The following is a 12,471-nucleotide window of genomic DNA, read 5'->3' on the forward strand; positions in this document are numbered from 1 at the left end:
CTCCCCGTACTTGGATGCCGCGAAGATCCGTACGCCGATGCTTGTCATCCACGGCGCGAAGGACTACCGCGTGCCGGTCGGCCAGGGCGCCGCGCTCTTCCAGGATCTGCAGCGGTTCGAGGTGCCTGCGAAGTACCTGTACTTCCCGGACGAGAACCACTGGATCCTCTCCCCGGGCCACATCCAGGTCTGGTATGCGACGTTCCTGAACTTCCTCGACCACCACGTCCTTGGTGACGAGTGGCAGCGGCCCGGACTGCTGTGAGCGCAGGCGGGCGTCGGCCTTCGGTGGGGTGGGATCCCCGCTTTTGGGCAGGAACGGACGATCGGCGCCCCCGCCCTCTCGCTCGAGGCGACCCCGGACCCATTTCCCCGGCGACGGCTGCGCCTCCCGGCACCACTTCACCGGCCGCTCCGAGCACCGCACTCCTCCCGCAGTGGCGCTGCATGGATACGGGCGGCAACCCGATCATCGGGACGGCTGTTTCTGCGAGCTCGCCGCCTGCGGAGCGGCGGGTGCGGACCGCCGCGAACCGCACGTGGACCGGCTCAATTCTCGGGAACCCGCTCCTGTCTCGTCGCTCGACCGGCGAGAAATCGACCGGTGAGAAAACGGCCGGCGGGAAATCGACCGGTTCGGCGCCGGTGCGAAAGGGATGCCGGGTTCGGCGATTCACCGGCAGGGAGAATCCGCGCCGTCGGATCGCGCGGTCATCGTCCGCCCTGAGAAACGGGTGAACGATGCAGTCGAGCGGGGGAACGGCTGGGGCGGGCGCCCGGCGGACCGGCTTCGTCGGCGGCCCCACGCCCACGCCGACCGTCTCCAAACCCGGAGCGGGGTCCGGCACATTGGTGTCGTGGGCACTGTGTGCCAGGTGGGGGTTCTTCCAAGGGGAGGGGGTCGGTCGGCAGGCTCAAGGGTGTCGACCACTGCGGGTCGTCTCCGTCGAGTCCCTCCGGGAGAGACCAAAATGGACATCCGGCAACTCCGAACCTTTCACCGCGTGGCGGCGCTGGGGAGCTTCACCCGCGCCGCGGCCGAGCTGAACTACGCGCAGTCCTCGGTGACCGCGCAGATCCAGAGCCTCGAAGTGTCCCTGGGAGGCGAGCTGTTCGAGCGGTTCGGGGGCAAGGTGAAGCTGACCCCGGCGGGGACGCGGCTGCTGCCCTACGCGGGACAGATGCTGGCCCTGGCGGACGAGGCGCGCGGCGCCGCGTCCCCGGACGCACAGCCCGAGGGTGTGCTGACCATCGGCACGATGGAGAGCATCACCTCCTACCGGATGCCTCCGGTGCTGGAGTACTTCCACCACCGCTACCCCCGGCTGCAGATCGCGCTGCGACCGAGCCTGTGCGCGGAGACGCTGCACTCGCTGCGTCAAGGACTGTTCGACGCGGGCTTCCTGATGGAGGCCGAGACGCAGCACTCCGGGGTGCACAGCGAGGTGCTCGGCGTGGAGCCGCTCGTCGTGGTGGCGGCGCCGGGGCATCGCCTCGCGGGGGCGTCGAAGGTGGAGACCGACGACCTTCGTCAGGAGTCGGTACTGGCCCCGGAGGCGGGGTGCGCCTACCGGGAGCTGCTGGAGGCGGAGCTCAACGACGGCACGGGCGAGCCGGTGCCGTTCCTGGAGTTCGGCAACATCGAGGCCATCAAGCGCGGTGTCGGCGCCGGCCTCGGGATCAGTCTGCTGCCGCGGATGACGGTCGGTCAGGAGCTGTCCGCCGGAACGCTGGTGCCACTTGCGTGGGAGCCGCCCTTCGAGCTGTTCACCCAGCTGGCCTGGCGCAAGGGGGCGCAGCTGTCGCGGGAGCGCCGGGTGTTCGTGGAGCAGGTCATCGACTTCCTGAGCCGGGAGTACCAGGAGTCCTGACGGCATCCGCGACAAACGATGAAGTGCCTGGAATTCATGAGCGGCCCGCATGCTGCGTATGAACGTATCGGTTTTATCGATCGATGAAATCGATAAAGGTCATCTGCAGAGCCGAATGGGATTTCTGGACTTCCTTCTCGGACGACATGAAGAATGTGGTGCAGTCCCAGTAATACGGCAAGGAGAGTTCCTATGTCCCCACAGGTCATGCTCCCGGCTAAACGGTTTGTCGTGTCGAGCGTTTCGTCCGATGCCCACATGTGGAATCTCGTTTTCCTTCAGCTGCTGCTGGAGGAGCAGGGCGCGCAGGTCACCAATCTCGGCGCTTGCGTGCCCGACGACCTCATCATCGAGGAGTGCCGCAGGTCGCGGCCGGACGCGCTCGTCATCAGCACGGTCAACGGACACGGCCACCTTGACGGCCTCCGGCTCATCCGCCGTATCCGCAGTGAGCCGGACCTGGTGGACCTGCGTGTGGTGATCGGGGGGAAGCTCGGGGTCCGGGGCGCGGAGAACATCGTGTTCGCCGAGGAGTTGGCGCTCAGCGGATTCGACGCGGTGTTCGAGGCGGACGGCGGGATCGACGCCTTCCAGGACTTCCTGGGATCGCTCGACAGCGCCGAGCGCCCCGCTCTGGAGCCGGCGAGGGCAGCCGCATGAGCAGTCTCGCGAGGATTCCCGAGCGGTACGTTCCCCAGATCCCTCCGCGAGGACGCTTCTCGCGTCATGTCCGAGGGGCGCATGCCCGGGGCCGTCTGGTGGTGCAGCCCCGTATGGGGTTCGCGGACCTGGCCACCATGCGTGAAGGGCTGATGGGTGTCAGGGGCGCCCACGCCACGGCCATCGGCACGATCACCCTGGACAGCTACACCCGTGTCAACGACCACGACTCCGCCCGTCAGGCGCTGCGCACGGGGGCCGAGCTGAACGGGTTCCCGTTGGTCGCCCATGGTCCCGAGGCCACCCGGGAGTTACTGGGTTCGGTTTCGGGGCCTGACTTCCCGGTGCAGGTGCGTCACGGTTCGGCGTTGCCGTACCCGCTGTTCCGGGCGATGGTCGAGGCGGGCGTGGACGCCACCGAGGGCGGGCCGGTGTCGTACTGCCTGCCGTACAGCCGGGCGCCGATCAGTGAGGCGGTCAAGGCCTGGGCGCGGTGCTGCGAGTTGATCGCGGCGCAGCCCGATCCGATGCATCTGGAGAGCTTCGGCGGCTGCATGCTCGGGCAGTTGTGCCCGCCGAGCCTGCTGGTGGCGCTCAGTGTGCTGGAGGCGTTGTTCTTCCGGGAGCACGGCCTGAGCGACATCTCGTTGAGTTATGCGCAGCAGACGCATCCGGGGCAGGACATGGAGGCGATCGCCGCGCTGCGGCGTCTGGCCGGCGAGCGGCTGGCGCGGGCCGACTGGCATGTCGTGCTCTACACGTTCATGGGGGTCTTCCCCCGCACGTCGGTGGGTTCGTACCGGATCCTCGAGGAGAGTGTGCGGCTCGCCGTGCGCACCGGCAGCGAGCGGCTGATCGTGAAGACGCCTGCGGAGGCGCACCGCATCCCGACGATCACCGAGAACGTGGACGCGCTGGAGTTCGCGGCGTCCATCGCGCGGGACGAGGCGGAGCGTGCGCCGGAGGCCGTGGCGACCGACTCGGGGATCTACGAGGAGGCGCGGCTGCTGGTGGACAGCACACTGGAGATGGCGCCGACGGTCGGCGAGGCGTTGGTGCGGGCCTTCGGCCGCGGCCATCTGGACGTGCCGTACTGCCTCCACCAGGACAACGCCAACAAGTCCCGGGCGTACGTCGATCCGGCGGGCATGCTGCAGTGGGCGGAGCCGGGGCGGATGCCGCTGCGGGTGGAACGCGGCGCCTCCAGGCGGCCGGTCAGTGCGAGGGGCCTGCTGACGATGCTCGGGTTCAACGAGCGGCGCTTCGACCGGGAGCAGATGACACAGGGTCATCTGCGCGGGCTGCAGTACGCGGCGCCCCAGAGGCGAAGGAGCCTGCCGTGACGCCCCGCCCCGACGACGCCCTGCGCGCCGGGCTGCCCGCTCTGCCCCTGCGCCGTGTCCGCGGTCGGCGCGTCCGTGCCCTCGACAGTCTCGTCCGCAGCGCCCGTTCTCGACCGAGGAGCGTCCTGTGACCATTACTCCCACTCCCACTCTCGGCGCGGTGCGGCAGCGCGGCGCCCTGCGCGCCGTGGTGAGCCGCGGTATCCGTGGGTTGTCGCTGTGCGGTGACGACGGCCGCTGGCGCGGGCTGGACACCGATGTCGCCCGGGCCGTGGCCGCCGCCGCCCTGGGCGACGGTGAGGCGGTCGAGTGGGTTCCCGCCGACCCGGCGGACCGGCTGACGCGGCTGGTCGGGGGCGATGCGGAGCTGACCGTCGCCAACGTGAGCTGGACGCTGGGCCGTGAGGCGTCCCTGCCCGTGCTGTTCACCGGCGTCACCTGCTACGACGGCGAGGGCTTCCTCGTGCCCGCCGACAGCGGCGTGACCCGGCCCGAGCAGCTCGCGGGACGGCGGGTGGCCGTGCAGGCGGGGACGACCAGCGCGGCCAACCTGGCGGCCTGGTACGGCGGTCGGGGCCTGGCCGTCGAGCCGGTCGCCCATGCGACGCCGGCCGAGACGCTCGCGGCGTACGCGTCCGGCGAGTGCGCCGCCTACGTCCTGGACCGGGTCGCCCTGGCCGGGGAGCGGGCCGCGCTCGACGACCCGGCGGCGCACCGGATCCTCGACGAGGCGATCTCCCGCGAGCCGATGGCGGCCGCAGTGCGCGACGGTGACCCGGCCTGGTTCCGGCTGTGCCGATGGGTGCAGCAGCTGCTGGTCTCCGCCGAGCAGCACGTCGTCGAGGTGGGCGAGCGGGACAAGGCGCTGGCCCAGGCGGCCGAGGCGGCGGGCGCCCATGGGCCGGCCGTCGGCCTCGACCACGACTGGGCCGCCCGGGTCCTGGCCGCCGTCGGCACCTACGCCGAGGTGTACGACCGCAACCTCGGGCCGGCCACGGGTCTGGACGTGCCGCGAGGACTCAACGAACTGTTCACACGCGGCGGTCTGCAGTACGCCGTACCCCTCCACTGACCCGTACTTCCCTCCCCCTTGGAAAGGCATCTCACCATGAGCACTGACACCCGGCCGGCGAACACGGAGACGAAGGGAGCGATCGAGCTGACCCTCGCCATGGTGCTCTCCGGCACTCTCGGCGTCTTCGTCATCGAGTCCGGCGCGTCGCCGTTCAACGTGGTCTTCTTCCGCTGCCTGTTCGGCACGGCCACGCTCGGCCTCTACTGCCTGGCGCGCGGATTCTTCAAGAACCACGGCTTCACCCCGAGGAAGCTGGGCCTGGCCGCACTGGGCGGTGTCTTCATCGTCTTCAACTGGGCGTTCCTCTTCGAGTCCTACGAGGACACGTCCATCTCCGTGGCGACCGTCGTCTACCACACGCAGCCGTTCTACGTGATGCTGCTGGGCGCCGTGCTCTTCCGGGACAAGCTCACGGCGGCGAAGTTCGGCTGGCTCGGCGTCGCCTTCGTCGGTCTCATCCTGGTGGCGGGGGTGTCCGCGGCCGATCTGACCGGCAGTGGGGACAGCGCCTATCTGACGGGTCTGGGATACGCGCTGCTGGCCGCGGTGTTCTACGGGATCTCGACGGTCATCACCAAGCGGGTCACCGGGGTGCGGCCGCATCTGGTCGCGCTGGTGCAGCTGGTGCTGGGCATCTTCCTGCTGCTGCCGTTCACCCAGCTGAGCGAGATGAAGGGGCTCGGCGGCGACTGGGGCTGGCTGGTGGGCCTCGGGGTGATCCACACCTGCGTGATGTACGTCCTGATGTACTCCGCGTACCAGAAGCTGCCCACCCCGAAGATCGCCGTCCTGGCGTTCGTGTACCCGGCGGTCGCGATGCTCATGGACTGGGCGGTGTACGGGCACAGCGTGAGTCTGCTGCAGGCCCTGGGCATCCCGCTGATCGTGGCGGCGAGCCTGGGCATCAACCTCGGCTGGTCCTTCGCCGGGCGCCGGGCGCCCGTCGCGCCCGCCGCGGAGCCCGCGCCGGCCGCCGGTGCGGTGGCCGCGTCCAAGACCGAGATCAAGACCGGAGGCACCCGATGACCCTCGTGACCGACCCCGCGGCTCCGCGGATCGCGATCGTCGGCGCCACCGGCGCCGTGGGCAACACCCTGATCGAGCTGATCGAACAGCGGGGTCTGCGCTACCGCGACATCCGATTGGTGGCGTCGGCGCGCTCGGCCGGCACGGAGCTGAGCGTGGACGGCGTGGCCTACCCGGTGCACGCCGTGGAGGAGTTCGACTTCGCCGGCGTCGACCTGGCCTTCTTCTCCGCCGGCACCGAGGCCAGTGAGCAGTGGGTGCCCAAGGCCACCGCGGCCGGCGCCGTCGTCATCGACAACACGATCGCCTTCCGTATGGACCCGGACACCCCGTTGGTGGTGCCGCAGGTCAACGCCCATGAGCTGGACGCCCGTCCGAAGTCCGGCGTGATCGCCAATCCGAACTGCTCGACGATTCCGCTGGTGCGCCTGTTGGACGGCGTCGAGCGGCGTTACGGCGTACGCCAGGCCGTGGTCAGCACCTACCAGGCGGCTTCGGGGCTCGGGCATCCCGGTGTCGAGGAACTGAGGGACGCCAGCCGCGCGACGCTGGACCGTCCCGACGAGGTGTATCCCGGCAAGGAGTTCTCGCCGTCGCTCGCCTTCAACGTCATTCCCAAGATCGACCGTTTCCTGGACTCCGGCTTCACGCTGGAGGAGCAGAAGATGCTCCAGGAGTCTCGCAAGATCCTCGGCCTGCCTCATCTGGACGTGACCACCACCTGTGTGCGGGTGCCGGTCGTCAACGGCCACTCGGAGGCCGTGTGGATCGAGACGCAGGGTGTCGTGGACCGGGCCGAGCTGGTGGAGTTGCTGGCCGCGCTGCCCGAGGTGACGGTGCACGACCGCCGGTCGCCGCACGAGTTCCCCACTCCCGCCACGATCGACGACCCGTACCGGGTGCACGTCGGCCGGGTCCGGGTGAACCCGAACAACCCGCGCGCCTTCTGGCTGTGGCTGGTCGCCGACAACCTCACCATCGGCGCGGCGCTGAACGCGATCCAGATCGCCGAGGAGCTCATAGCCCGGGGGACCCTGTGACGCGACCGCCGCTGGACTCCTCGCAGCGGCCGCCGGCGGTGGTGAAGTTCGGGGGTTCCAGTTTCCGGACCCTGGCGGCGTACGGGCAACTCGCCGAGGCGCTGTCCCGGCGGGTCGAGGAGGAGAACACCCGCCTGGTGGTCGTGGTGAGCGGCCAGCCGGGTGAGACCGAGCAGTTCCGGGACCGTCTGAGCAAGGTGAACCCGCATCCCGAGGACGAGACCGTCGCGGGTCTGCTGACCCTGGCCGACACGGTGGGCGCGCAGCTGCTGGCGACGGCCCTGCACCGGGAGGGCCGTACCTCCACGGTGCTGGCGGGGCACCAGTTGGGACTCACCACCGACTCGTCGTTCATGTGGGCCCGCCTGGAGCACACCGATCCGGAGCCACTGCGCGCGGCCGTGCGTGAGCACGACGTCGTGGTGGTGCCGGGCGGCCAGGCCGCCGACAAGGAGGGCCGGCCGACCTGGCTGGGCAAGAACAGTTCGGATCTGTCGGCGGTGGCCGTCGCGGCGGCGGTCGGTTCGCCGCGCTGCGAGATCCACTCGGACGTCGACGGCATCTACAGTTCCGACCCGCATCTGATCACCGGATCGCGGCTGCTGGGCGAGGTCTCGTACAACACGGCGGCGCTGATGTCGTTGTACGGCGCGAAGGTGCTGCACCGGCGGGCCGTGCGGTTGGCGCAACGCAACCGCATCGAGATCGTCTGCCGTTACAACAGGCCGCCGTTCCCCGCGGGTTCGGTCATCGGCAGCGCGGGTTCCTCGGTGGCGGCGGTGGTGCTCAACCAGCGTTCGGCGGCTCTGCGGTACGAGACGGAGGAGCTCGCCGACCGCGCGTACACGGCCTTCCACGGCGCCAACATCGACGTCGTGCGCCTGACCGCGGGCCCGCTGGTCGCGGTCACCGGGGGATTCGTTGACCTTCCGGAGTTCCAGCGGCGCAACGGGCTCGCGCCCGGCGAGTACGCCGGGGTGCCGGTGACCGCGGTGCGCGGCAGCCAGGTGGTGACCCAGCTGGCAGCCGACGAGGAGGACGCGCTGCATCTGACGCAGCGTCTGCACGACCACGTGAACCGTCCCGGCGCGGGCACCGATCCGAACGCGCCACTGCTCGAACTGCAGGGAGTGTGAACCCCATGACCGCCACCACCGACCACGGCGTGCCCGCCCCGGCCGGCGTCGCCGCGCCGACCTTCAGCGAGATCGCCCTGCCCGACGCGGTGCGGGACGCGCTCGGCGAACAGCTGCGCGGCCTGCCGGATCCGAACGTCGACATCGACCGTTCGTCCGCCCGGCTGCTGCAGATCTTCGCGACGCTGCCGACCGAACTGCTGCAACAGGTACTGGACTTCGGCCGGCACATCGACACGCCGGGTGTCAGCCTCGTCAGCAACCTGCCGGTGGACCCGGTGATGCCGGACACTCCGTCCGACGGCGGGCCGAGCGCCGAGAAGCGGTCGTTCGTCGCCGAAGGGGTGCTGCTCGGGCTGAGCGGTCTGCTCGGGGAGCCGATGGGGGTGCTGACGGAGAAGGCGGGGCAGCTGATCCACGACGTCATCCCCGTCGCGGGAGGCTCACGGACCCAGACGAACCAGGGGTCGGAGGTCTTCCTCAACTTCCACAGCGACATCATGCACGACGTGATCGGCCGCTACGACGTCGCCAACCCCGACTTTCTGGTGCTGTCCTGCCTGCGCGCCGACCACGAGGGCATCGCCGGGACCTACTACGCCGACGCCCGCGACGTGTCGGCCGCGCTCCCGCCCGACGTCCTGGAGACACTGCGCAGTCCCGTCTTCCGGCTCAACGCCCCGGGCAGCTACGTCCGCGACGTCGCCGGCGGTCTGGACGTGCTGTCGGAGCCGGTGCCGCTGATCAGCGGCCACACCGACTATCCCGAGATCGCGATCTCCGCCAACGGGGTGCACCCGCTGACCAGCGGCGCCCGCACCGCGATGGACACCCTGCAGACGGTGTGCGGCCAGGTCGCGCACAGTGTCCGGCTGCGTCCCGGGCAGGCTCTGCTCATCAACAACCGCAAGGGGGTGCACGCGCGGTCCACGTTCACCGCCCGCTACGACGGCAGGGACCGCTGGCTGCAGCGGACCTATGTGCGGCGCAGTCTGTGGAACGTCCGCTACCGGGTCACCGAGGAGAACCGCCGGGTGCACTACTGACCGGCCGCCCCGGCCCTCACCGCCCCGCGTCACCGCAGAGATCCGGTGACGCGCCGGGCCCCGCGGAGCCCCGTGCCACGCCGAGCGACCCTCGGCGCGGCACGGGGCTCTCGTCTGTCCGGTCGGGCGGACGGTCGGCGGACCCGTCCGCCCGCCGCCCGCCGCCCGCCGCCCGACGGCTGCCCGGGGCGGGCCGGAGTCCGCGTGGGAACGCCGGATGGCCCGGACCGGTCAGGCCCCTCGTGGCCACCCGCAGGCCGGTGCCCGCGAGGCGTGCGCGTCCGATGATCGACGTGTCGGGCAGCAGCCCACAGCGACGTGAGGGAGACCATGGGCAGGACACTGGCGCAGAAGACGTGGGACGCCCACGTCGTGCGGCGCTCCGGTGGCGGCGACGATCTGATGTACATCGATCTCCAGCTGCTGCACGAGGTGAACACGCCCCAGGCGTTCGACCGGCTGCGGGCGGCGGGCCGTACCGTCCGCCGCCCGGACCTGACGGTGGGCACCGAGGACCACAACACGCCGACGCTGGCACTGGACCGCGTCATCAAGGACCGTGAGGGCCGCCGGCAGGCGGAGCTGATGCGCGCCAACTGTGCCGAGTTCGGTATTCCGCTGCACCGCTTCGGGGACCGGGACCAGGGCATCGTGCATGTGATCGCCCCCGAACTGGGCCTGGTGCGGCCGGGGATGACGATCGTGTGCTGCGACTCGCACACCACCACGCTCGGCGCCTTCGGCGCCCTGGCGTTCGGCATCGGGTCGAGTCAGGTCGAGCATGTGCTGGCCACCCAGACGCTGCCGATGCGGCCGCTCGGACAGATGTCCGTGACGGTGGACGGCGTCCTCCCGACGGGTGTGAGCGCCAAGGACCTGGTGCTCGCGCTGATCGCCGAGGTGGGCACGGCGGGCGGGCAGGGGCACGTCATCGAGTACCGCGGTGAGGGGGTGCGGGCGCTCTCGATGGAGGCGCGGATGACCCTGTGCAACATGTCGGTGGAGGCCGGGTCCCGTGCCGGGATGGTCGCCCCGGACGAGACGACCTTCGCCTACCTCGCCCGCTGCCCGGGGATGCCGCGCGGCGCCGACTGGGAGCGGGAGGTCGCGTACTGGCGCACGCTGGCCGGCGACGCGGACGCCCGCTTCGACAGGTCCGTCACCCTGGACGCGCGCACCCTGCGCCCGTACGTGTCGTGGGGCACCAATCCCGCGCAGAGCGTCCCACTGGACGGGCGGGTGCCCGCGCCCGCGGACTTCGCGCCGGGCGCACAGCGGGACGCGGCACGACGGGCGCTGGCCTACATGGATCTCGAGCCGGGGACGGCGCTGCGGGACGTCGCCGTGGACACCGTGTTCCTCGGGTCGTGCACCAACGGCCGCATCGAGGACCTGCGGGCCGCCGCGGACGTCCTGCGGGGCCGGAAGGTGGCGGACGGCCTGCACATGATGATCGTGCCCGGCTCGGCGCGAGTACGGCGGCAGGCCGTCGCGGAGGGTCTTGACCGCGTGTTCGCGGAGGCGGGCGCCGACTTCCGGGCGGGCGCCGGCTGTTCGATGTGCGCGGCTCTCAACGAGGACCGGCTGCTGCCGGGGCAGCGCGCCGCCTCCACCAACAACCGCAACTTCGAAGGCCGGCAGGGCCGCGGGGCGCGCACCCACATCGTGTCACCCGCGGTGGCCGCGGCCACCGCGGTCACCGGACGTCTGTCCTCCCCCACCGACCTGTGAGACGAAGGGCCCGCGATGGAGAAGTTCACCGTGCACACCGGGACGGCCGTCCCGTTGCGCCGCACCGACGTCGACACCGACCAGATCATCCCCGCCCGGTTCTGCGCGAGTACCCGCCGTACCGGGCACGCGGACGCGCTGTTCGCCGACTGGCGGGCCGGGTCCGACTTCGTCCTGGACCGGCCCGAGCGTGTCGGCGCCAGCGTTCTGGTGGCCGGCCAGGACTTCGGGACGGGTTCGTCGCGCGAGTACGCGGTATGGGCCTTGCAGGACTTCGGGTTCCGGGCCGTCGTCGCCCCTCGCTTCGGTGACATCTTCCGCGGCAACGCACTCATGAACGGCCTGCTCGCGGTCGTCGTGCCGGCGGAGACGGTGGAGCGGCTGTGGGACCTCACGGAGAGCGATCCGCGCATCGGGGTCACTGTCGACCTGGAGCGCCGGGAGGTGCGGTGCGCAGGTCTCGTCCAGGTCTTCGACATCGACCCGGAGGTACGGCGCAGGCTGCTGGGCGGCCTGGACGCCATCGCCGACACCCTGCGGCACGAGGCGGACATCGCCCGCTACGAGGCCGGACGCCGGCCCGCGCTGCCGGTGACGCGCCCCGCGGCGACGGTGGCGTCGTGAAGCTCAACCAGTGCGCGGCGTTCGTCGCGATCGCCGACACCGGGACCTTCACCAACGCCGCTCGTGCACTGGGCGTCAGTCAGTCCGCCATCAGTCACGCCATCGCCGGCCTGGAGAGCGAGCTGGGGGTGACGCTGATGGTGCGGGACCGCTCCGGCGTGGAACTCACCGATGCCGGACGCCGTGCCCTGGAGCCCGCGCGGGGCGTGGTGGCGCAGGCGGACCGGGTGCGGCGGGCGGTGCGCGGCGCGGACGCCGAACCCGAGGGCACCTTGCGCATCGGCACCAGTCAGAGCTTCGCGGCACGGCTGCTTCCGGCGTTGATGTCGGAGCTGAACATGCGTTATCCGCGCCTGCGGATCGAGTTGCGCGAGGGCGGCGACGCGCAGATCGCCCAGTGGCTGCGCGCCCGTGGCATCGATCTGGGCATCGTGTCGCTGCCCAAGCGGGGCCTGGTCACCGCGCCGCTGCTGCAGGACGAGATGTTCGCGGTGCTTCCGGTGCACCATCCGCTGGCCTCCCGGCCGGAGTTGCGCATCGTCGAGCTGGCCGGGGAGCCGTTCCTGATGCCGGTCGGAGGGGTCGAGACGATGGTGCGCGCCGCGTTCCGCACGGCCGGCCTCGAGCCCGAGGTCACCCATCAGGTGCGGGACATCAACGCGCTGCTCGCGATGGTCGCCGCCGGGCTCGGCACGACGGTCATCCCCTGGCTGGCCCTGCCGCCGGCACTGCCGGAGGTGCGGCTGGTGCCGCTGGCCCCGGCGGTGGTGCGGCATCTGGGCATCGGTACGCGTCCGGGCGCCGAGGAGTCCCCGGTGGTGGGGGCGTTCGTGCACGCGGCGCGGTCGCTGGCGCTGCGCAGTGACTGGAGGAGGCTTCCCGTTGCCGGGTAGCCGGGGTCCGCGCGGGCCGCAGGGTC

General features: G+C 71.0%; 13 protein-coding genes. All 13 read left to right on the forward strand.

Features of this window, described 5'->3' with window-relative positions; translation table 11 throughout:
- The coding region (locus ACN6LD_RS25710; protein WP_445044396.1) for a prolyl oligopeptidase family serine peptidase at window positions 1-265 on the forward strand (265 nt) is incomplete at its 5' end.
- Between the two features lie 706 nt (window positions 266-971).
- A complete protein-coding gene (locus ACN6LD_RS25715; protein WP_319186834.1) occupies window positions 972-1,871 on the forward strand; it encodes a LysR family transcriptional regulator in 900 nt (299 codons plus the stop codon).
- Window positions 1,872-2,078: 207 nt separating this feature from the next.
- On the forward strand, window positions 2,079-2,531 hold the full coding sequence (locus ACN6LD_RS25720; protein ID WP_334495558.1) for a cobalamin B12-binding domain-containing protein: 453 nt from the start codon (window positions 2,079-2,081) through the stop codon (window positions 2,529-2,531).
- Window positions 2,528-3,874: a methylaspartate mutase gene (locus ACN6LD_RS25725; RefSeq protein ID WP_445044397.1), complete on the forward strand. Its 1,347-nt coding sequence runs from the start codon at window positions 2,528-2,530 to the stop codon at window positions 3,872-3,874. The genes ACN6LD_RS25720 and ACN6LD_RS25725 overlap by 4 nt, the downstream gene beginning before the upstream one ends.
- The gene (locus ACN6LD_RS25730; protein ID WP_319186832.1) at window positions 3,871-4,005 is read left to right on the forward strand and encodes a hypothetical protein; all 135 of its coding nucleotides are present in this window, start codon (window positions 3,871-3,873) and stop codon (window positions 4,003-4,005) included. The genes ACN6LD_RS25725 and ACN6LD_RS25730 overlap by 4 nt, the downstream gene beginning before the upstream one ends.
- Complete coding sequence (locus ACN6LD_RS25735; RefSeq protein WP_445044398.1) at window positions 4,002-4,946, forward strand: transporter substrate-binding domain-containing protein; 945 nt, start codon at window positions 4,002-4,004, stop codon at window positions 4,944-4,946. The genes ACN6LD_RS25730 and ACN6LD_RS25735 overlap by 4 nt, the downstream gene beginning before the upstream one ends.
- 36 nt (window positions 4,947-4,982) lie before the next feature.
- Window positions 4,983-5,975, forward strand: coding sequence for a DMT family transporter (locus ACN6LD_RS25740; protein WP_319186830.1), 993 nt, complete (start codon window positions 4,983-4,985; stop codon window positions 5,973-5,975).
- A complete protein-coding gene (locus ACN6LD_RS25745; protein WP_319186829.1) occupies window positions 5,972-7,015 on the forward strand; it encodes an aspartate-semialdehyde dehydrogenase in 1,044 nt (347 codons plus the stop codon). The genes ACN6LD_RS25740 and ACN6LD_RS25745 overlap by 4 nt, the downstream gene beginning before the upstream one ends.
- On the forward strand, window positions 7,012-8,151 hold the full coding sequence (locus ACN6LD_RS25750; protein ID WP_319186828.1) for an amino acid kinase family protein: 1,140 nt from the start codon (window positions 7,012-7,014) through the stop codon (window positions 8,149-8,151). The genes ACN6LD_RS25745 and ACN6LD_RS25750 overlap by 4 nt, the downstream gene beginning before the upstream one ends.
- Before the next feature lie 5 nt (window positions 8,152-8,156).
- Window positions 8,157-9,197, forward strand: a complete 1,041-nt coding sequence (locus tag ACN6LD_RS25755; protein ID WP_445044399.1) for a TauD/TfdA family dioxygenase — start codon at window positions 8,157-8,159, stop codon at window positions 9,195-9,197.
- A gap of 330 nt (window positions 9,198-9,527) precedes the next feature.
- Window positions 9,528-10,928, forward strand: coding sequence for a 3-isopropylmalate dehydratase large subunit (leuC, locus tag ACN6LD_RS25760; protein ID WP_445044400.1), 1,401 nt, complete (start codon window positions 9,528-9,530; stop codon window positions 10,926-10,928).
- A gap of 15 nt (window positions 10,929-10,943) precedes the next feature.
- Window positions 10,944-11,552: a 3-isopropylmalate dehydratase small subunit gene (gene leuD / locus ACN6LD_RS25765; RefSeq protein WP_445044401.1), complete on the forward strand. Its 609-nt coding sequence runs from the start codon at window positions 10,944-10,946 to the stop codon at window positions 11,550-11,552.
- Window positions 11,549-12,445 (forward strand): LysR family transcriptional regulator, encoded by an 897-nt coding sequence (locus ACN6LD_RS25770; RefSeq protein ID WP_445044402.1) that lies wholly within the window; start codon window positions 11,549-11,551, stop codon window positions 12,443-12,445. Before leuD ends, ACN6LD_RS25770 begins: the two co-directional genes overlap by 4 nt.
- The last annotated feature ends 26 nt before the right edge of the window (window positions 12,446-12,471 follow it).

Source organism: Streptomyces sp. SAS_272 (assembly GCF_052543235.1).